The organism is uncultured Bacteroides sp., assembly GCF_902472605.1.
Classification (GTDB): domain Bacteria; phylum Bacteroidota; class Bacteroidia; order Bacteroidales; family Bacteroidaceae; genus Phocaeicola.
The window spans coordinates 19408-40936 of sequence record NZ_CABROP010000031.1 but is presented as its reverse complement, the minus strand read 5'-3'; the positions used below and the strand labels follow the sequence as shown (position 1 = coordinate 40936).

The 21529-nt window shown below is 44.8% G+C and carries 13 protein-coding genes and 1 pseudogene; 13 read left to right on the top strand and 1 reads right to left on the bottom strand.

All coding sequences use genetic code 11. From position 1 onward, the window contains the following. The 7 genes and pseudogenes from RDP42_RS08620 to RDP42_RS08590 form a co-directional block, all read left to right on the top strand. Positions 1–1948 (top strand): annotated as a pseudogene (locus RDP42_RS08620) (hypothetical protein); the annotation flags it as partial. 20 nt (positions 1949–1968) lie between these two features. Beyond that, positions 1969–3177 carry a FimB/Mfa2 family fimbrial subunit gene (locus RDP42_RS08615; RefSeq protein WP_308763343.1) on the top strand — a complete coding sequence of 403 codons (1209 nt, stop codon included), beginning with the start codon at positions 1969–1971 and terminating at the stop codon, positions 3175–3177. Between the two features lie 65 nt (positions 3178–3242). After that, a complete protein-coding gene (locus RDP42_RS08610) occupies positions 3243–4679 on the top strand; it encodes a hypothetical protein (protein WP_308763342.1) in 1437 nt (478 codons plus the stop codon). 181 nt (positions 4680–4860) lie between these two features. Further along, positions 4861–6417, top strand: coding sequence for an ATP-binding protein (locus RDP42_RS08605; RefSeq protein ID WP_308763341.1), 1557 nt, complete (start codon positions 4861–4863; stop codon positions 6415–6417). An 85-nt stretch (positions 6418–6502) separates the two neighbouring features. Then, complete coding sequence (locus tag RDP42_RS08600) at positions 6503–7270, top strand: DUF1295 domain-containing protein (protein WP_308763340.1); 768 nt, start codon at positions 6503–6505, stop codon at positions 7268–7270. A 14-nt stretch (positions 7271–7284) separates the two neighbouring features. Further along, positions 7285–8508, top strand: coding sequence for an NADH:flavin oxidoreductase (locus RDP42_RS08595; protein WP_308763339.1), 1224 nt, complete (start codon positions 7285–7287; stop codon positions 8506–8508). Positions 8509–8510: 2 nt separating this feature from the next. Beyond that, positions 8511–9356: an SDR family oxidoreductase gene (locus RDP42_RS08590; RefSeq protein ID WP_308763338.1), complete on the top strand. Its 846-nt coding sequence runs from the start codon at positions 8511–8513 to the stop codon at positions 9354–9356. A 72-nt stretch (positions 9357–9428) separates the two neighbouring features. Here the strand turns inward: RDP42_RS08590 and RDP42_RS08585 are convergent, their stop codons facing one another. Next, positions 9429–10328 carry a diaminopimelate dehydrogenase gene (locus RDP42_RS08585; RefSeq protein ID WP_022354692.1) on the bottom strand — a complete coding sequence of 300 codons (900 nt, stop codon included), beginning with the start codon at positions 10326–10328 and terminating at the stop codon, positions 9429–9431. Between the two features lie 170 nt (positions 10329–10498). Between RDP42_RS08585 and ruvA the strand changes: the two genes are divergently transcribed. The 6 genes from ruvA to RDP42_RS08555 all read left to right on the top strand — a co-directional run bounded on the left by ruvA (position 10499) and on the right by RDP42_RS08555 (position 21525). Next, positions 10499–11095 carry a Holliday junction branch migration protein RuvA gene (gene ruvA, locus RDP42_RS08580; protein WP_308763337.1) on the top strand — a complete coding sequence of 199 codons (597 nt, stop codon included), beginning with the start codon at positions 10499–10501 and terminating at the stop codon, positions 11093–11095. A 73-nt stretch (positions 11096–11168) separates the two neighbouring features. Next, a complete protein-coding gene (gene lgt / locus RDP42_RS08575; protein WP_308763336.1) occupies positions 11169–11996 on the top strand; it encodes a prolipoprotein diacylglyceryl transferase in 828 nt (275 codons plus the stop codon). Positions 11997–12257: 261 nt separating this feature from the next. After that, positions 12258–15326 carry a SusC/RagA family TonB-linked outer membrane protein gene (locus tag RDP42_RS08570; RefSeq protein ID WP_374046966.1) on the top strand — a complete coding sequence of 1023 codons (3069 nt, stop codon included), beginning with the start codon at positions 12258–12260 and terminating at the stop codon, positions 15324–15326. A gap of 15 nt (positions 15327–15341) precedes the next feature. Further along, positions 15342–17081 carry a RagB/SusD family nutrient uptake outer membrane protein gene (locus RDP42_RS08565; protein ID WP_210436320.1) on the top strand — a complete coding sequence of 580 codons (1740 nt, stop codon included), beginning with the start codon at positions 15342–15344 and terminating at the stop codon, positions 17079–17081. A 139-nt stretch (positions 17082–17220) separates the two neighbouring features. Next, a complete protein-coding gene (locus RDP42_RS08560) occupies positions 17221–18972 on the top strand; it encodes a DUF4980 domain-containing protein (protein ID WP_308763344.1) in 1752 nt (583 codons plus the stop codon). A 207-nt stretch (positions 18973–19179) separates the two neighbouring features. Then, on the top strand, positions 19180–21525 hold the full coding sequence (locus tag RDP42_RS08555; protein WP_308763335.1) for a TonB-dependent receptor: 2346 nt from the start codon (positions 19180–19182) through the stop codon (positions 21523–21525). Positions 21526–21529 lie beyond the last annotated feature (4 nt).

Genomic DNA, 21529 nt, shown 5'->3' with positions numbered 1-21529 from the left:
GGTGACCCCTTTACAGGATTACGATGAAGTACGTATTTCATTCCCTTCACTGGCAAATACGCTTGAAACAGTCTGGTTGTCGGGCTTCTACATCCGTCCGGATGCGAACAACAATGGCATTCCCGATTGTGCGGAAGAACCGGCAGACCAGGGAGGAACCGACGGTATTACATACAATGGGATAACCGAACATGTTTGTGTGGATAAAACAACTTATTTGGGCCATGTACGTATCTCTGTCGATGCTAAGCCAGAGCTATTAAATAAGCTAATTACATTTACCTGCTATCCATATAACGGCAACGGGCAGAAGATAGAACAGGAGGCTGAATTGCAGCAGGATGATAAGGGCTATTTCTTTGAATTGTCATTGCCGGTAGGCGATTATTCTATTTCGGGATTGTCTACTTACAACGGGCTGCGTGCTCAGGTACATCCGCTGAAGACTACCTGGAAGAGAAATCCGGCAGATACCGACTGGAACAACTGGAGCAACTGGACGGACGGTTCTCCTTGGGGATGTACCAATGTGGTGATTCCTACAGGAGCCACACGTTATCCGAACTTGAAAGCTTGGAGAAGTGTAGATAAATTCTATGGCGGTAACTATTGTGCGAATATTCATTTCGAACCGGGAGCAGCTGTACTCAATACACAATATCTGGAGTATGACTGTGCATACGTGGAAATGGAAGTACAAAGCGGTATGTATCATATGATTTCTACTCCACTTCACGGCATGGTTACGGGCGATATGTTTGTTTCGCCTGAGATGCCGGCATACTTTACTCCGCTGAATGGGGATACTTATCGTGAAGTACGACACAATCCGATAGTACGCCAGAAAATGTACAGTCGTGCGGTTAAAACTGCAACTTCTGGTACTAACGGTATTGTAGTTGCCACTGCCGATTGGAGCCGTACATTCAATGCCGTGGCTCAGCCGTACGAGCAGGCACAGGGCATCAAGATGATGGTTGGAAATGATTGGGGAACTTCTTATCGTCTTCGTTTCCCGAAAGCATATACCAAGTACTATTATTATACGCTTTCCGGAGGAAAGGTGAAACCAGAAACTTTGCCGGACGAGGCAAGAAATATGAATGGAAAATTTGCTTATGAAGAGAGTGGATTTACACCAGAAAAAGTACGTAATTCATTTACTTTTAAATTGCGGAATGATAAACAGGGGGATAAACAGAGAGCTACCTATTTTGTGGCAGGCAACCCGTTTATGAGTTATCTGGATATAAAGACATTCCTGACAGAAAATAACCAGTCTGTTCAGGCTATCCGTATCATAGATTCTGAAAATGTTTTCGGAGAAGAAGAGGGATTGGTCAGAATTTCCTTAGGTGAAAACGGAGATTTAAGCTTTGAAGGATATGGAGAACAGAGCAACTCCATTGCACCGTTGCAGGCATTTTATGTAGAGGTGTCAGGAGATTATGCTTCAGACAATGTTAATATAACTTATACCTCGGATATGTTTGTACAGCCTTCTGCAAGTACCGCAACCAGAAGTTCCCGCAGTGCTTCTGTTCCGGCAGCAGGCGAAATGAAAATCTCTGCTGTATCGGGTAACTCTGTAAGTTCTTGTTCGCTGCTTCGCAGTGCCGGAGCATCGGATGCATACAATGCGAAGGAGGATGTTGTTGCACTGATTGACGAGGACTTTATGCCGAAGGTAAAGGTGTATACCGTAGCCGGCAAGCGTGCGCTCGATATCCAGAAGATAAAGAATGCTGCTCGTGTGGATTTAGGATTCATGGTAAAGGACGGTTCGCAACAGACAAAATTCACCCTGAATTATGGCAGCAACTGGAAGGGATGGACACTGGTGGACAAACAGACTGGAAATCGCTATCTGCTGGACGGTACTTCGCTTACAGTAAATGCAGGTGCGATGAAGAGTAATAACGGACGTTTCTATCTCGTAAAAGAATGAAAGGAAAGTGGGTTATGAAAATGAAACAATTCATACATGCTGTATTTTGTGCCCTGACTGTGTGTGGCTTCCTCTTGCTGGGAGCCTCATGCAGCAAGGAAAATGAGCCGGTGCAGATTGTTGAGGGAGTAACGGTTACCATTGCGGCTCAGAGTGACTTGCAGACCCGTACTTCCTTGCCGGTTTATGATGGCAATCTGAATCAAGATGACGGTCATGAAATTAAAGGTAAACAGCATGTTACGGATGTATATCTCTATATCTACGAAATGAACAAAGAACGGAACGATGGTGAATGCAAAGCCCGCTTTAATGTGGGATGGAAAGAGCACTTTGGAACTGATATCCCGACTGAAACGGCAGAAATGCAGTATACATTTGCTTATACATTTACGGTCGGAAAAATATATCGGCTTGTAGCGGTAGGTGTAGATGGAGCGACAGAGCAAGATAATATGCCAGGCTATGACGGGATGAACTCGATAGAAACTTATGGCTTGCCTAAGTCTATTGAGATTGGTAGTAAGTTGACTAATCCGATTATGCTTCAAAAGGATAAAACTCCGACTGATATGGCACATTCGGAATTCTTTACAGGCTTTGTAGATTTCACGCCAAAGTCGGAGAGTGGCAAGAATATTGGTAAGATTAATTTGTGGCGCAGGGTCGCAGGTCTGCAGGTTTGCCTGAATCAGATTCCGCAGGAAGTAGAGCGCGTGAGAATTTTGCTTTATAATTCGCAGAATACGCAAGTGAAACTATTGCCCAGTGCCCCAACAGCAAGTGGAATTACAGATTACATCACTAGTCCTTATGGAGGTGATTCTTTTAACGAAGAGGGCAGGGTACTGATGGATAAGACCTTTACAGAGGATGATTTGGTTAAGCCTGAATCGGGTTCTGGAATTGCTCCAGGAGCTCCTACTTATAAATGCTCTATGACGGCATTCATGCTGCCTGTCAATATCCCAGATAGGGAGCTGTACGACTATACGCTTGTAGCGGAGTTTGTGACTACCTCCATTACTGGTATTGTGGGTACCAGCAAAAAGGTACGGTTGACGAAGCCTTGGCAAAATAGCGACGGACTTGATTTCGAAGACGAAACTGATATAGGTACCGGTATTATCGACGACCTCGACAAGTATCTTTTTCCGATTGAGGCGAATCATTTTTATTGTCTGGGAACTCCGTCACAACCTATTGACTGTTCAAGCGTGTTAAAATGACAATTGGCACTGCATTAGGTAGGTTGCTATAAAGGTATGAAGTTACTTAACTGGATGATTTATTTATGAAGTTATATAGATTGACATATTTGGCAGGCATCGCCCTGATGCTTCTTTCTGCCTGCAGCGATTCTTCGTCGCCCGATGCAGAGGGGCAGAGTGGAAAGCCTCAGCAGCAGACATTTTCGGTTGCGGTAGAAAGTGTGGGAGAGCTTTTTGAAGGTGGAGAGGGAGTGAATCCGGCAGCTGTGGCGTCACGCCGTCCTATTTCGAGTGTTACGCCTACGCAGACGTTCGACAAGCTCAGTATACTGATTGTGGAGTATCAGAGTCCGGCAAAGGTGGTGTATAAAAAGACGATTGACAATTGGAGCAATCCGGACAACAAGGCGAGCATCCCCTGGAGTACGGAAGATGGAATGGGACGCTATACCACGATTACGCTTACCGGCGATGAGTGCCTGGAGGAAGGCAAGACTTACATGGCTTACGTAATAGGTTATCAAAGCGGTACGTATGGCGGCTATGAGCCGTTCAAAGGCGTGGAGGTAGGCGATTCTTTCAACCACACGGAGGTGGCTACCGTACCCGACGGTGGATATGCCGAAGAGGTGTTTGCCGGGGCGGAAATTTTCTGGGTGGAGAATGGCGTAATTCTTTCCAAACTGAGTGATGAGGCGGAAGCACAGCACGGGCTGATGGTGGCTCGCCGCCAGGTAGCGGGTACGTTCGGTTATTTTACCCGTGTGCCGGTGCAGGTAAACGGCAGCAGTGTGGCGAAACTTCGGCTGGTTGCTACCAAACGTAATCGGAGCGTCATTTTCGGAGGATTCAGAAGTGTGGACGATGCTTTCGATTTTCATAAGGATAATGTGATAAATGGTATGAATCCGCGTACGGATTATGATTGTGCTTTGGCTGGGTCGGCTGTAGACAATGCGTTTGAAGTGTATGAGATTGACTTGTGCAAGTGGTTCCCGGGAAATACGGAAAACGGACTGCTGCCACTGGATATGAATGGCGACGGCTATCTGGACAGTGCCGACACGAACTGGCGGACCGACGAGGAGGCTTATCCTAAAGGCACGATTTCGCTGCCTCGGGGTACGGTATTCGGCGATAGTTTCTGGATATCGGTAGTCATGACGCAGGAGGATGTGGATGCAGGGGTGCCTACTTTCCAGATGCAGATGCTTGATGCGGACGGAAAGGTGATAAAGTATTGGGATGTTATCTTGCGTAATTACGAAACAGCAGGCGAAAACCGTACGCTGGTATCGCTGCCCGAGGGAGAGAACGGACGTACCGTGATTACCGAGCTCGATAATATTGATACGGAAACGTGTTTCAGTATTGTACGGAACCGCTTGTATACGATGGGAGAGAAAAACCAGTCGCAGAACTATGGTGAGGATGAGCCTATTGACTTGAGTACGGCCGGAGTGCTTGTGCTCGATGCTCGTCACGAGTGGCAGATTATGAATTCCATCATTTTTAATTGATAACTTTTAAAGACAATTTCAGATACCATAAAACTTGAAACTCTGCTTTTGCTGTATATGTATGGCAAAGCAGAGTTTTTTCTTTTAGCATGTAAGTAGTCATGATAGATTTTGATTTTCCTTGATTGAAAAATCAAAGTAAATTCTTATTTTTGTACATAAACGAGTAAATAACCATAGTATGAGCAGACTTTATCCGATTGGCATTCAGAGTTTTGAAAAAATCCGTGAAGGAGGATATGTCTATGTGGACAAAACCGCATGGATTTATCGGCTGGTAACGGGAGGAAACTATTATTTTCTGAGCCGTCCGCGCCGTTTTGGGAAGAGTCTGCTGGTTTCTACTTTGGAAGCCTATTTTCAAGGGAAGAAAGATCTGTTCAAAGGACTTTCTATCGGGCGATTGGAGCAGCAATGGGTGAAATATCCCGTGTTTCATCTGGATTTGAATGCCCAGAAATATGAATCTGCACGAGATTTGGCGAATATGCTGAATGTGGCTCTTACCCGGTGGGAAAAATTGTATGGAAAGGAGATTTCGGAAACTTCATCCTCTTTGCGTTTTCAGGGCGTGATACGCCGTGCTTCGGAGGCGACAGGATGCAAGGTGGTTATCTTGGTGGATGAATATGACAAGCCTTTGTTGCAAACAATAGGGAACGAGGTACTTCAGACTGAATATAGAAATACCTTAAAGGCTTTTTATGGAGTATTGAAAAGTTGTGACCAATATATTCGATTCGCATTGCTTACAGGGGTAACTAAATTCAGTAAAGTAAGCGTGTTCAGTGACCTGAATAATCTGAGGGATATTTCCATGTTGCGTGAATATGAAAATATCTGCGGTATTTCGGAGGAGGAACTTCATCGAGATTTTGTGCCGGATGTAGAGGCTTTGGCAGAAGCCGGAGGAGCACGGTTGGAAAAGACCTACAAGAGGTTGAAGGAATGGTATGACGGGTACCATTTTACCCCCAATGGAGTGGATATTTATAATCCTTTTAGTTTACTTAATACATTTGCTAACAGAGATTTTGGTAGTTACTGGTTTGAAACGGGTACACCGACTTTTTTGGTCGAACTGTTAAAGGAAAGCCGATATGATTTACAGCGTCTGACGAGTGAAGTAGCGATGGCTGATTCCTTGCAAGGAATAAATTCAATGAGCAATAATCCGGTCCCTTATTTGTATCAAAGTGGGTATTTGACTATAAAAGGGTATAATCGAGAGTTTCAAGTATATGAATTGGGATTTCCGAATAAGGAAGTAGAAGAGGGTTTTACCAAGTTTTTGCTTCCTTGTTACGCACATTTGGATTCAGGGAATACGGCTTTTGAGTTGATGAGTTTTGTGAAAGAGGTACGTGAGGGGAATATTGAGGGCTTCATGCATCGCTTGCAGAGTTTCTTTGCAGGTATTCCCTATGAAATGACACGTGATTTGGAACTGCATTATCAAAATGTACTTTTTATTGTATTTAAATTGTTGGGTTTTTATACACAAGTGGAATATCATACTTCGCAGGGACGCATTGATTTGGTGTTGAAGACTGATCACTATATTTATGTGATGGAATTCAAGTTGGAGGGAAGTGCTGAGGAGGCTATTCGCCAGATAGAAGAAAAGAATTATGCCCTTCCGTTTGCATCTGATTCGCGTAAACTGTATAAGATTGGGGTCAATTTCAGTAATCAGATTCGAGGAATTGAAGCCTGGAAAACCGTAAGTAATTCATAATTAGTGGTTGATAAATAAGAAGAAAGCGGAATTTTTCTCTCTTGTACAGATATTTTCCTTATCTTCAAGGTCAAAATCGCATGCTATGAATTACGAAACCTATCAACTGTTGCTCTACGGCATGTCTGCATTGGCAGTAGTCGTCTTTGTGTCACTGTATTTTGTGAAAGCCGGTTACGGCATGTTCCGCACCCGCTCATGGGGATGGTCTGTCCCCAATAAAGTTGGCTGGGTATGTATGGAGGCTCCTGCATTTGTAGTGATGGGGATAGGAGCCTGGAAAGGAGGAGTCAGCTTATATACGCCGCAGGCCGTGTTCGTGGGCTTGTTTCTGCTGCATTATTTTCAACGTTCGTTTGTCTTTCCGTTGCTGATGAAAGGAAAGAGCCGGATGCCGCTGGCTATTATGGCGATGGGGATACTTTTCAATGTCATCAATGCTACATTGTTGGTGGCCAGTTTCTTCAGCTGTGCCGTACCCGGAAAGTATGAACCGGCGACTTACTGGTCGCATCCTTTGCCGTGGCTGGGAATTATCTTGTTTGCCATCGGGATGGCTATTAATTGGCAGGCAGACCATGTAATCCGGAACCTGCGCAAGCCGGGCGATACGCGACATTACTTGCCGGAGAAAGGTTTCTACCGCTATGTGACTTCGGCCAATTATTTCGGGGAACTGGTGGAATGGACGGGCTTTGCTTTGCTGACCGCCTCGCCTGCGGCTTGGGTGTTTGTCTGGTGGACGGCAGCTAATCTGGTACCTCGTGCCGATGCCATTTATAAACGCTACTGTGAGGAGTTCGGGCGACAGGCAGTGGGAAATCGAAAAAGAATTATACCTTATATATATTAGGAAAAGGAGGAGAGATGGATTCACTTTTATTTACGCCCGTCACTTTGGGACCATTGACTTTGCGTAACCGTACCATCCGGTCGGCGGCATTTGAAAGTATGTGTCCGGGAAATGTACCTTCAGAGCAGTTGTTGGATTATCACCGTTCGGTGGCTGCCGGAGGAGTAGGGATGACCACGGTGGCGTATGCTGCTGTGACCCGCAGCGGGCTTTCGTTCGACCGGCAATTGTGGATGAGGCCGGAGATTGTGCCGGGATTGCGTAAACTGACGGATGCCGTACATGCCGAAGGGGCAGCAGCAAGTATCCAGTTGGGACATTGCGGGAATATGTCACATAAGAGTATCTGCGGCTGTCTGCCAGTAGGGGCAAGCAGTGGGTTCAATTTGTATTCCCCCACCTTTGTGCGCGGACTTCGGGCCGATGAATTGCCGGAGATGGCCAAGGCTTACGGACAGGCGGTCTGTCTGGCGCGGGAAGCTGGCTTTGATGCCGTAGAGATACATGCAGGTCATGGTTACCTCATCAGCCAGTTCCTTTCGCCTTCTACCAATCACCGAAAGGATGAATTTGGCGGTTCGCTGGAGAATCGGATGCGCTTCATGGAAATGGTGATGGAGGAAGTAATGAAAGCAGCGGGGAATGATATGGCGGTGCTGGTCAAGATGAACATGCGCGATGGGTTCCGTGGAGGCATGGATCTGGACGAATCCTTGCAGGTGGCAAAGAAGCTGCAGGAACTGGGGGCGCATGCACTGGTGTTGAGTGGTGGCTTCGTTAGCAAGGCGCCGATGTACGTAATGCGTGGGGAAATGCCCATCCGTACCATGACGCATTACATGACTTGCTGGTGGTTGAAATACAGTGTGCGGCTGGTGGGAAAATACATGATTCCTTCCGTACCTTTCCGTGAGGCTTATTTCTTGGAAGATGCCCTGAAGTTTCGTGAGGCACTGGATATGCCACTGGTGTATGTAGGAGGACTGGTGGCCCGCAAGAAGATAGACGAGGTGTTGAATCATGGGTTTGAGGCTGTACAGATGGGACGTGCCCTACTCAATGAACCGGATTTCGTGAACCGTATGCGGCGGGAAGAGAATGCACGTTGCAACTGTCGGCACAGTAATTATTGCATTGCCCGCATGTACACTTTAGACATGGCTTGTCATCAGCATCTGAAGGAAGAACTGCCTCCTTGTCTGAAGAAAGAAATTGAACGGATTGAAAGTAAAGGATGAAAATGGAACGGAAACTGGCAGTAATTACGGGGGCCGACGGGGGAATGGGAACGGAAATCACCCGTGCAGTGGCATTGGCCGGTTATCGGGTGGTGATGGCGTGCTGTAACTTGGAGAAGGCGGAGATGAAGCAAGCACAGTTGATAAAGAATACGGGGAATACGGATATTGAAGTGGAATTTATCGACTTGGCTTCGTTGGCTTCTGTAGCCTCTTTTGCGGAAAAAATCTGCGCTCGTGGAGAGAAACTGATGCTGTTGATGAACAATGCGGGAACGATGGAAACCGGACGGCACTATACGGAGGACGGATTGGAACGCACGGTGAGCGTGAATTACGTAGGACCCTATTTGTTGACACGAAAATTGCTCCCGTTGATGGGAGAGGGAAGTCGGGTGGTGAACATGGTGTCGTGTACGTATGCCATTGGTCGGTTGGATTTTCCGGATTTTTTCTACCAGGGAAAGAAAGGAAGTTTCTGGCGGATTCCGGTGTACAGCAACACCAAACTGGCATTGACTTTGTTCACGCTGGAACTGGCCGACCGTGTGAAAGAGCGAGGAATTGTAGTCAATGCAGCCGATCCGGGGATTGTGTCGACAGACATTATCACCATGCATTTATGGTTTGACCCGCTGACGGATATCTTTTTCCGTCCTTTTATCCGGACACCCCGTCAGGGGGCCGCTACGGCAGTGGGGCTTTTATTGGACGAAGAAGCTGGAAAGCGGACAGGCACATTGAATGCCAGTGGACATCCGGTGTGGCTGTCGAAGAAATATCTTCCTCATGTGCAGCAAAAGGAATTGTGGAACCGCACGGAAGAGATTGTCCGGAAATGGTTGTAGAATGATATAAAAGAAACGGGCCGGTACCTCATGCAGAGGAATCGGCCCGTTGCGATATAGAGATGTATTGTATTATACCAGATGTGCAATCAGTTCTTCACGGTCGCCGGCCAACAGGTCGATGACTGGAATTTCGATCATGGTGTAGCATCCCGGCTGCTGTTTCATGGAAGCACGGGCTACGCATACCAGTACCTGAGCGGTCAAGGCCGGATTGTTGATTTTCATGTCGAACTCAAACAGTTGGTTGTGAGTTTTTCCAGATACACCTTTACGTACCAGGTTTACGCCATGACCTACATCGTTCAGGTCGTCTACGCAAGGCACCTGGATGACGTGTGTCTCATCGTTTACAAAATACGGGTCGGCCTTGATGGCTGCTTCTACTGTTTTGAAATCAGCTCCTTCTTCCAGTTCCACATACACCATACGGCGGTGAATGCCTGTACCTACCGGGATAGTCATGGACAACGCATCTTTCACGCCTTCGATGGCACGAACGGCTACAGAGTGTCCCATGCTGCGGCCCGGACCAAAGTTTGTGTAAGTGATACCCTTCGGAGCGATGGCTTCCAGCAATGTGCGAACAACAGAGTCGCTTCCCGGATCCCATCCAGCAGAGATGATAGAAACGGCGTTGTGTGCCTTGGCGGTTTCGTTCAGTGTGCGGCGCAGGCTGGTAATCTGCGTATGGATGTCAAAACTGTCTACGGTGTTGATGCCTAATGCCAGGATTTCTTTGGCGTAGGCTTCTACGCTGCGGGTCGGGGTAGCTAAGATGGCTACGTCTACGTCCTTCAGCTCGCGGATATCCTTTACTACCGGATAGTCGGCCAGTTCTGCCGGTTTGTTTTCTGCTCCATGACGGCGTACCACACCTGCTACTTCAAAATCGGAAGCTGCTTCAAGGGCTTCCAGGGTAAATTTCCCGATGTTTCCGTAACCTACTACGGCTGCTCTTATTTTCTTCATATTTCTTATATGTTTAGGTTGTTTCGTTGAATGTGTCGCAAAAATACAGAATTAGAATCGTTCCAAACAAGCTGAAAATGGGAGAATTTCCAAAAAAACTCGCTGAACTTACAATTTATAACTTTCTTATCATTATTTTTGTTCGCTATTTTATAAATTGTTAGAAAAACATGATTGAATATATCAAAGGAGAACTTGTAGAGGCCACTCCGGCTTGGGTAGTAATAGATTGTCACGGAATGGGATACGGCATTAATGTGTCATTGAATACATTTTCGGCCGTACAGGGAAAGAAAGAGGTCAAACTCTATATTTACGAGGCCATCCGGGAAGATGCATACGTGCTGTACGGGTTTGCCACCCGCCAGGAAAGGGAATTGTTCTTGCTGCTCATCAGTGTGTCGGGTATTGGAGGAAATACGGCACGGATGATTTTGTCGGCACTTTCTCCCTCGGAATTGTGTAATGTCATCGGCAGTGGGAACGACAAATTGCTGAAGACCGTGAAAGGTATCGGATTGAAGACCGCGCAGCGCATCATTGTGGAATTGAAGGATAAGATTGCCGTGACAGGCATCGAGAGTGCCACTACTGTGAAGTCAGTGGCAGTAGCCGCCAACTCGGAAGTGTATGAGGAAGCGGTAGCTGCCTTGACTATGCTGGGCTTTGCTCAGGCCCCTTCGCAGAAAGTGACGGCTCAGATTCTCAAGGAGGAACCGGAGGCGCCGGTGGAAAAGGTAATCAAGTTGGCCTTGAAACGGCTTTAACAGTGGTCTTTGTTTGCACGTATTTATTTTTTTTGTTCCTTTGTGGAGTTCTATTAATTAAAGACTGAAAGAAATGACATTTGCGAGCATTGTATGGGATGTGGATCCGGTGCTGGTTCACTTGGGATCGCTCGAAATCCGCTGGTACGGTCTGATGTGGGGCTTGGGATTTATCTTGGCCTATGAAATCGGTTCCCGTATGTTGAAGAAAGAAGGCTGTCCGGATAACTGGGCGGATAAATTATTTATGTACTGTATTGTCAGTAGTGTAATTGGAGCCCGTCTGGGGCATTGTCTCTTTTATGAATGGGATTATTATGGGGCGCATCCCATTGAGATTCTGAAAATCTGGAAAGGGGGACTGGCCAGTCATGGGGGTGTCTTTGCCTTGATATTGGCCTTGATTTGGTACTCCAAGACTGTCACGAAGAAAAGTGTATGGTGGTTGTTCGACCGTCTGATTCCGGCAGTAGCCGTGGTTTGTATATGTATTCGTTTCGGTAATTTGATGAATTCCGAAATTTTCGGTTTCCCGACCACCTTACCGTGGGGATTTGAATTTGTGCGTTCACGTGAATGGCAGGAATTGTATAACCAAAATGGAGTAGCCCAGGCTTGTCATCCTACTCAAATTTATGAGATGCTATATTGTCTGATTGCTTTGATTGTTTCATGGGTGATGTATCATAAGTATCATTTACAGAAACGAGTCGGCCTGATTACTGGGGTGTCGTTGTTGATATTCTTTGGGGCCCGGTTTGGGTTGGAATTTATGAAAAATCCACAAGTAGCTGAAGAGGTAGGTATGACTTTGAACATTGGCCAATGGTTGAGCGTTCCTTTGATTCTGTTGGGAGTTTATCTGATTGTTACAAGCAAAAAACGAAAAGAAACGTTTTGATAATATTTGATAATAAGCAACTTTCTCTTTAGAAAGTCACTTATCGTACGAATGTTTCATCTTTGAATAACTATGTTTCATGTAACATAATTATTCGAGGATGAAACATTTTTTATATATGTTTTGGTGGTCGGTCGGTACTTTTGCAACACCGTTGAAAAACGGTTAAATGAAACAACTTAATGTTTAACTTAATCTTATGCGTAAATGAAAAGCCATAAAAGAGCATTCTTATTTACACTCCTATTTTCAATGGTGTGTATGGTATTGCAAGCGCAAAGTTTGCAGGTCGAAGGAACTGTGATTTCGAAGTCTGATGGGGAGCCGATTATTGGAGCCTCCGTTCTTGAAAAAGGTACCACAAATGGTACGATTACTGACCTTGATGGTAAATTCTCTTTATCAGTAAAACAAGGAGCAGAAATTGTAATTTCTTATGTGGGTTTTAAAACTCAAACCTTGAAAGCTGCGGCAGTTTTGCATGTAGACTTAGTAGAAGATACGGAAATGCTGCAGGAAGTGGTGGTAACAGGTTATACTACTCAGCGTAAGGCCGATTTGACCGGTTCAGTTGCTGTGGTTTCAACAGATGCCATGAAAACAGCTCCGGATCCAGACCCGATGAAAGCTTTGCAAGGAAAAGTGGCTGGTATGACGATTACGACTAATGGTTCTCCGAGTGGTACGGCTACGGTACGTATTCGTGGTATCGGTTCTTTTAACTCTTCTCAGGATCCGCTTTATGTGATTGATGGTGTGCCGACTAATATGTCTCTGAATTCATTGAATGCCAATGATATTGAGAGTATGCAGGTATTGAAAGATGCGGCTTCTGCTTCTATCTATGGTTCACGAGCTTCTAATGGTGTGATCATCATTACTACTAAGAAAGGTAAGAAGGCTGATAAGGTGAAAGTAGATTTCTCTGCCAATCTGACTGCTCAGTTCTATTCTTCTCAGTCATTGATGGATGTATGTAATTCATCTGAATATGCTACAGCCATGGCGCAAGCTGCATTGAATGATGGATTGGATCCGGTGGCTTATGCCAACAACTATGGTTTGGACTTGAATGCGGCATCAGGAACTCCGATTACGGTATGGAATCCGCAAACAAACCAATATGTAAATTATACAGTCAATGGCCGGTATGACGGATTCATCAACAGCAAGAAGACCATGCGTTATTCTGATACAGACTGGTTGGATGAAATCTCAAGAGTTGGTTTCTCTCAGAATTATGACCTTTCTCTTTCGCATGCGAATGACAAACATTCAACGATGTTCTCTTTGGGTTATAAGAAAAACAATGGTATCTTGAAGTATACGGATTTTGAAAATATTTCAGCCCGTATGAATTCATCCTATAATATAAATAGGTATGTCACTATCGGTGAAAACTTTACAGTGACTTATTCAAGTCAGGTAGACTGTGCACCGATGGAAAATGCATTAAAGATGGCACCGACCGTACCGGTATATGAAACTGATGGAACAACTTTCGCGGGTCCGGTAGGTGGTATGAGCGACCGTCAGAACCCGTTGCGTGAATTGTATCACAACAAAGACAACCATTTGGACTACTGGCGTTTGTTTGGTAACGGGTATGTAGATATCAAACCTTTTAAAGGTTTTGTATTCCGTTCCAACTTTGGTATTGATACGTATAACTCACTTATTAATTCAATGACGCATACTTTCCATTCTGATATCGTCAACAATGACATCGCTAAGACGACATTGACAAATAAGAATGAAGTGAACTGGACATGGTCAAATACCATCAACTACAATTTCAAAGTGGCGAAGAAACATGATTTCAATGTCTTGGTTGGATCTGAATTGTCAAAGCAGAGTTCACTTGAATTCGGCGCTTATTCAGAAGGTTATGCCTTGGAAGATGTAGATTATATGTGGCCGAATGCTGCGACAGGCGTCATGAAGAATACAGGTGCGAAAGTCGGTTACCGTCTGGCTTCTTTCTTTGGAAAGATTGATTATAACTTTGATGACTTGGTTTTGGCTTCATTTACAATCCGTCAAGATGGTTCTTCTCGTTTTGGTAAAGGTCACCGTTGGGGTACTTTCCCAGCAGCTACATTGGGTTTGCGTGTATCTAAATGGATCAAAGCAAGCTGGATGGATGACTGGAAAGTGAGATTGTCTTGGGGACAAACTGGTAACCAGGCAATTGATAACAATGCACAGTTTGGTTTGTATGTAGTGGATTACGGATTGGACCGTGTGACTTCAACTGCATACGACTTGTATCTTCAGGGTTCAGGAACCTTCCCTTCAGGATATCGTGCAACTCAGCTTGCCAATCCTAATTTGAAATGGGAATCTGCTACACAGTATAACGTGGGTACAGACTTTACTCTCTTGAATGGCAGCTTGTATGGTACGATTGATGGATATGTGAAGAATGTAGGTGACATGTTGATTAATCCGGCTTATCTGGGTGCCATTGGTGAAGGTGGTAATTCTTGGTTGAATGGTCCTTCTTTGCGTAACTGGGGTATGGAATTCAATGTAGGATACCGTAAGTCACTGGCCTGTGGACTGGGCTTGGACGTCAGTGCCAATGTAGACTTCTTCCGTAACAAGGTTACTTACCTGCCGTCGACTACTACCGGAGCTTATGCTCATACTTCAAGAGAAAACTTGGTAGAGTCAGGCATGCCTTATGGTTCTTCAGTAGGATATATCGTAGAAGGATTGTTCCAGAACCAGGCTGAAGTAGACGCTTCCGGACAGGCTAATGCCCGTGTCGGTGGCTTGAAATATAAAGATGTAGATGGAAACGGCATCATTACTCAGGACGACCAGGAGTGGATTTATAATCCGGTACCTGCTTTCTCTTATGGTTTGAATATTGCGTTGAACTACAAGAACTTCGATTTGACGATGTTCTGGCAAGGTGTTTGCGATCAGGATGTGTACAATAACCAGAAAGCGCAGACAGATTTCTGGAGTATTGTAGATGCGGGTTCTAACAAAGGAAACCGTTTGCTGGGTGCTTGGAACACGAACAACACAAGTTCTACTATTCCGGCTTTGACAACAAATAATACAGCAGATGAAGGTAGAGCTTCCAGCTATTATGTAGAAAACGGATCGTATATGAAATTGCGTACGTTGCAGTTTGGATACACCGTGCCCACTACTTTCTTGTCTAAGTTTAAGATGACTAGTGCCAGAGTTTACGTGTCAGGTCAAAACCTGCTGACTATCAAGAGCAAGAGTCTGACTTGTCCGGATCCGGAAAATCCGAACTGGAATTATCCGCTTGCAACTTCTGTATCATTTGGTTTACAAATTGGTTTCTAATTTAAAATAAAGGAAATGATGAAAAAATATATATTGCTGGCAGCTTGTGCACTCGGTTTGTCATTGAGTAGCTGTGAAGATTTTTTGAATTATACTCCGACTGCAGTAGTAGACGAAGACAAAGCCTTCTCTGATCCGGAGAAAATGGTAAATGCGGCTTACGCCATGTTGGGCGACTGCTGGTACACTTACCCGTTCAACTTGTTCCCTTATGGTGACGTGAGCTCGGACGACTGTCTGAAAGGTGGTTCAGGAACGACGGATACAGGTTATCATGCCTTTGATATCTGGACTACACTGACCCCTACCACTCCGGGTGAGATGGATGAACTTTGGTATCGTTTGTATGTGGCTATCTCTCGTTGCAACCGTGCGTTGCTGGCCTTGGAACGTAATGGCGATCAGTTGGGCGAAGATGTAAAGGCACAGCGTGTGGCTGAAATGCGTTTCTTGCGCGGACATTTCTATTTTAAATTGTTGACTGTGTTCCGTCAGGTTCCTTGGATTGACGAACAAGTAGTGGAAGATAATTCGTATGAACAGGTTAGCAATACTGCATTGAGCTACGAACAATTGTTCCAGAAAGTGATTGATGATTTCAAAGCAGCTTATGACGTGTTGCCGGTGAAAGGACCGGGTGAAGATGGCCGGGCTAATAAGGTAGCAGCTGCTGCTTATCTGGCTAAATGCTATCTGACTTTGGCTTGGGGAGACGGATATGAAGCTACTACGGGTGAAAGCCATATCAACTCTGAATACATGCAGAAGGTGATAGACTATACGGATGAGGTTGTGTCTTCCGATTACGGATATTTGGAAGATTATGGAGATATTTTCTTACCGGCCTACAAGAATAGTAAAGAATCTGTCTTTGCGGTGCAGTGCTCTGATTATGAGGATGACAATACCACTTACGGACGTGCCAACTGGTCGAATATGCTGAATGGCTGCTGGCAGATGTGGTCTTGCGGATGGGATTTCCACAAGCCGTCTCAGAATTTGGTGAATGCCTTCAAGACCAAAAACGGTCTACCGATGTTTGATGACTATAACAACGAGATTGATTATCCGATTAATGGTCAGCCTACGGATCAGAAATGGGATCCACGTTTGTTCCATACAGTAGGTATGCCGACTTTCCCTTACAAGTATGAGGCTGAATATACCATGACTACCGCCAATTCACGTACACCGAATACGTATGGATATTATACTTCGTTGAAGGAAGTACCGCAACGTTCTGAGGGAGAAACTTACAACGGTTCATGGCAGGCTTTTGCAATGAATGATTATGTATTCCGTTACACGGACGTGATGCTGATGCGTGCGGAAGCATTGATTGAACTGAACAGATTGGACGAAGCAGAGAACATCGTGAATGATATCCGTAATCGTGCAAAGCAGTCCGTTACCAAACATATCAGCTATGCTGCAGACCAGTGTGAAATTGCACTCTATCCGGAAGGTTATTTCTCTAACAAGGAAATTGCCCGTAAATGTCTGCGTTGGGAACGTCGTCTGGAAATGGCCATGGAAAACGGACGTTTCTTTGATTTGCGTCGTTGGGGTATTGCTTCAAAGACTTTGAATGCGTACTTCCAGAGTGAACAGAATGACGTATATGAAGGTCAGACTTATGGACAGTATTACAAGGACGCTCATTTCACTCCTGAGAAGAACGAATTCTTCCCTGTGCCTTACAACCAGATGTTCTACATCCCGGGATTGTACACACAGAATAAAGGATATGAATAATTAATTCTGACTTTCCTTTTCCTCCCTTGCAAGGGGAGGGAGGGGAAAGTTATTAGTTTATAATGACCAATAACAAATTTATTTTATGAGAAAGTATGCCTATACAATGAAAGCAGCCCTTTTAGGACTTTTCTTAGGAATGGCTCCTATCGTGCAAGCGGAATCTGCGTGGACAGTTCGTCATCTGGTAAGTGAACAGAGTATTGTTTCTCTGGATGTGAAAGAAAACTATCTGATTCTTCCTATACAGGATGATGCACCGGAAGGTAAAATTTGTGTGGTAAAGGATAATGAACAGGAAGGTACTTTCATGAATGTGCGTTTGGCACGTGAAAGAGTAGACTCATACGTTCCATTTGCGTTGTCGGCTTATAAAGGACAACACATTTCTATCGACATACAGGGAGTTCCTGAAAATGCACTTTGTTGGAAAGAACTGAAGCTGTCTGATTCTTTCGATATGGCGAACAAGGAAAGTTTCCGTCCGGTTTATCATCACACACCGGCATACGGCTGGATGAATGACCCGAACGGTATGTTCTATAAAGATGGAGTTTATCATCTGTATTTCCAGTACAATCCTTACGGTTCTGTATGGGGAAACATGCACTGGGGACATTCTACCAGTACCGATCTGGCACATTGGACATTTGAAGGTTGTGCCATCGTTCCGGATGCATGGGGCGCTATTTTCAGCGGTTCGTGTGTAGTAGATCATGAGAATACGGCAGGCTTTGGTAAAGATGCTATCGTGGCCTTCTATACTTCTGCCAAGTCTACTCCTTGGGGAGACGTACAGGCAGAGAGCATGGCTTATAGTCTGGACAATGGAAAGACTTTTACAAAATATGAAGGAAATCCGATTGTAACTTCTGAAGAGAAGGACTTCCGTGATCCGAAAGTGTTCTGGTATGCACCGGGCAAACATTGGTGTATGATTCTGGCGGTAGGTCAGCATATGGAGATTTATTCTTCTGCTAACCTGAAGGATTGGAAAAAAGAAAGTGAATTTGGTGCCATGCAGGGTGCTCACGGAGGTGTATGGGAATGTCCGGACCTGGTTGAGCTTCCAGTAGAAGGTACCCGTGAGAAGAAATGGGTGCTGATTTGTAACCTGAATCCGGGTGGTCCTTTCGGGGGTAGCGCCGCACAATATTTTATCGGTTCATTTGATGGAAAGAAGTTCGTGAATGAATTCCCGACACAGACCAAATGGATGGACTGGGGTAAGGACAATTATGCCACTGTCACTTGGAACAATGCACCTGAAGGCCGTTGCGTGGCTTTGGGATGGATGAGCAACTGGCAATATGCCAACAATGTGCCGACCCGTCAGTACCGCAGCGCTAATACCATTGCGCGTGATTTGACAATTTATCGTGAAGGGGGAGAACTGTATCTGAAGAGTACTCCTTCCAAGGAAATCAAGAAAGCTCGTGGTGAGAAGGTTTCTGTGCCTTCATTCAAGGTCGCTGGTCATCATGAAGTGGCAAGCTTGTTGAAAGACAACAAGGGAGCTTATGAGATTGAGATGGTGATTCAGAATGCGGGCGCCTCAAAGATTTCATTCTGCCTGTTGAATGAGAAAGGAGAGAAGGTTTCCATGTATTACGATGTGCCACGCAAGCAGTTTGTGATGGATCGCAGCAAGAGCGGAAAAGTGGATTTCAGCAGCGATTTCCCGGCAGTAACGGTTGCTCCTGCTACCACAGATAAAGAAATAACGTTGCGTTTGTTTGTAGACCGTTCAAGTGTAGAAGCTTTCGGTGAGGATGGAAAGTTTGTAATGACCAATCTGGTATTCCCGTCGGAAACTTATAACAAGATGTGTTTTGAATCAGACAATGACGGTTACACTGTCAAGATTTTGCGGGTATATCCGTTGAAGTAACTGGCTACTCCCCCGAGGGGGATGGTGATATACTGACTTTTTCTTTAATTTGTAAGAATGTTTCATCCTGTTGCAATTATGTTACATGCAACAATATTGTCACAGGATGTAACATTCCTTATGTTTTACAAATAGTCAATTTCCTATTTTTGCAGCAAACAATAAATAAAAAACAACTTTCATGCAAACAGCTAATTAATTAATGCTATGAAGGCCGAAAAAAAACAGTTTTCTAATCGTATGGGAGCTGCAGTGTTGCTGCTCGCTTTGGCTTGTGTGAATGGATATGCACAAGACAACAAAACCTCAAATGACGGTAGTTCTAAGGAAGAAGGAAACCGTAATGTAATGTTGAATGCTGCCAGTGCGAATGGACCTCGTGAAATTCAAATTGGTTTGCCCTCTGCGGATGTGAATGTGCTTGAAAACGGAGTTCCGGTAACTTATGCTACCAATCCTCACAGTGTGAATTCATTGTGGCGAGCAGATGCCAGCTTGAGTCATGTCGGGTTGCTGAAAATTTCTGAAACAGCCATTACGACGGGAAATATTGGCTATGCGGTGAACTCTTTTACTCAGTTGGGGCAAAAAGGCTTTAATGGTACGTTGAACTACAAATCAAACCATTTTGGCATGCAGGAAATCTCGTTGAACTTGAATGGAGAGATTGCCAAGGATTGGTTCTATAGTGGAAGTATTTACCAGGATTTCGACCCGGGAACGTTCAAAATCAAGTCGACTCCTTTCCAGGACCGTACTCAGATTTACAAGTTTGCCTTGACGAAGCATTACAATCAGAACCGCGGTGAATTTACGGCTATGTATCATTACAGCAACAGCCATCCGGTATATATGTATGCCACCCAGTCGGCTCCGTTTGTTTATGTGGGTGATGGTAGTGTACGTGAACTGGGCGCTTTTGCTTTGGGTACGACTTCGTACTTGCCGGTAGATAATGAAATGATATACCGTGACATGAAAACCGGTGAGTTGAAGAAGACCAGTTTGTATGATGCGGTACAGAACAAGGGTAGTGAAGTGTCATTGATGAACAATTATAACTGGGACAACGGACTTTCATGGAAGGTGATTATGAAATATGATCATGCGACAGGTTCTTGTGTGTACCAGACTCCGATGGAACTTTCACAACGTGCAAACAGCAGCATCAATTATCAGTATGAAGGTGAAGATGGTCGCATGCAGGCATACAACGGAGAATATGTGCAGAGCCGTATGTCATGTCTGAATCGTGGATTTATTGATGAGTTTATGTTTACTACAGAGTTGTCTCGTAAGTTGTCGAACGGAACTTGGCGTTTGGGATTGAACGAATGGTATTATGACATAGACTATGCATCTAATACCACTATGTATGACCAGTCAGTTCCTACCGATGGAAGTTATCCGGTTCGTCTGTATAATCCGGATTATGCGACTTCTACTTCTCGTTCGTATGATGGTAATGGTTATTACTACGATTTCAACAAGAATGCATCAGAATATTATAAGGGTCACGAAAATAAATTGGCTGTGTATTTCACTCATGACTGGGATGTGACAGACAAATTCAACCTTTACTATGGTGCGCGTCTGGAGTATCAGGCACTTCGTGGAAACAATGCGGCAGTGAAAGATGCAAACGGTAATTTCGTAGGACGTTTTGCTGACTATCATTTGGGGGCTACAGCTCCTAACGGAACAGTCATCGCGCCGACTCCGATGGACTATGACTGGTTCAACTATGCGTTGAGTGCGGCTGCAACTTATAAGCTGACGAAAGAATTCGGATTTACCGGTGACTTCACTTATATTACACAGCATCCGAAACTAGAGAATTTTGCACCGGCTGTATCGCCGAATGTGGACAAGATTTCAGTACCTCTGGGACGTGTGGGTATTTATTACAACAATGAATGGTTGAGCTTGACTTCTTTGTTCTCTTATATTTCAAAGACCAACAACAACTCTACCTTGAACTTACAGCATAGCATCAATGGTGAAAATGAAATCTTGGCCGCACCGTTGACTTATGACATCAAGACCTTGGGTTGGACTACTGACGTGGTGACACATCCGTTTAAAGGATTCGATTTACACTTCCTTTTCACTTACCAGAAGCCGACTTACAAGAAATACGAAACTTCAGTGACATTCTCTGACGGTTATGTGGGCCAAATTAATGCTACCGGTAACATCGTAGCGGAAATTCCACAGGTCATTGTGGAAATTGACCCGAGCTATATGATTACGAAGGACTTAAAAATCTGGACCAGTTTCCGTTACTTTAGCAAGACTTATGCCAATATCAACGATGCCTATTACTTCAATGGCCGTTGGGAAACTTTCGGCGGGTTGAACTGGCAAGTAAACAAGAAGCTGTCATTGGGATGTTCAGTTGTCAACTTCCTGAACCAGACGGGTGCGAAAGGTAGTATTGCCGGAGCAGAACTGGTGACGAAGGATGAAGCAGGAAAATATGCAAACACGGTTATGGCCGGAAGTTATATTCGCCCGTTCACGGTGGAATTCTCCGCACAGATAAAATTCTGACATT

Bases quoted from the DNA above. Each gene is read 5' to 3' on its own strand.
- RDP42_RS08615 (WP_308763343.1), top strand. From the start codon at position 1,969: ATGAAACAATTCATACATGCTGTATTTTGTGCCCTGACTGTGTGTGGC.
- RDP42_RS08610 (WP_308763342.1), top strand. From the start codon at position 3,243: ATGAAGTTATATAGATTGACATATTTGGCAGGCATCGCCCTGATGCTT.
- RDP42_RS08605 (WP_308763341.1), top strand. From the start codon at position 4,861: ATGAGCAGACTTTATCCGATTGGCATTCAGAGTTTTGAAAAAATCCGT.
- RDP42_RS08600 (WP_308763340.1), top strand. From the start codon at position 6,503: ATGAATTACGAAACCTATCAACTGTTGCTCTACGGCATGTCTGCATTG.
- RDP42_RS08595 (WP_308763339.1), top strand. From the start codon at position 7,285: ATGGATTCACTTTTATTTACGCCCGTCACTTTGGGACCATTGACTTTG.
- RDP42_RS08590 (WP_308763338.1), top strand. From the start codon at position 8,511: ATGGAACGGAAACTGGCAGTAATTACGGGGGCCGACGGGGGAATGGGA.
- RDP42_RS08585 (WP_022354692.1), bottom strand. From the start codon at position 10,328: ATGAAGAAAATAAGAGCAGCCGTAGTAGGTTACGGAAACATCGGGAAA.
- ruvA (WP_308763337.1), top strand. From the start codon at position 10,499: ATGATTGAATATATCAAAGGAGAACTTGTAGAGGCCACTCCGGCTTGG.
- lgt (WP_308763336.1), top strand. From the start codon at position 11,169: ATGACATTTGCGAGCATTGTATGGGATGTGGATCCGGTGCTGGTTCAC.
- RDP42_RS08570 (WP_374046966.1), top strand. From the start codon at position 12,258: ATGGTATTGCAAGCGCAAAGTTTGCAGGTCGAAGGAACTGTGATTTCG.
- RDP42_RS08565 (WP_210436320.1), top strand. From the start codon at position 15,342: ATGATGAAAAAATATATATTGCTGGCAGCTTGTGCACTCGGTTTGTCA.
- RDP42_RS08560 (WP_308763344.1), top strand. From the start codon at position 17,221: ATGGCTCCTATCGTGCAAGCGGAATCTGCGTGGACAGTTCGTCATCTG.
- RDP42_RS08555 (WP_308763335.1), top strand. From the start codon at position 19,180: ATGAAGGCCGAAAAAAAACAGTTTTCTAATCGTATGGGAGCTGCAGTG.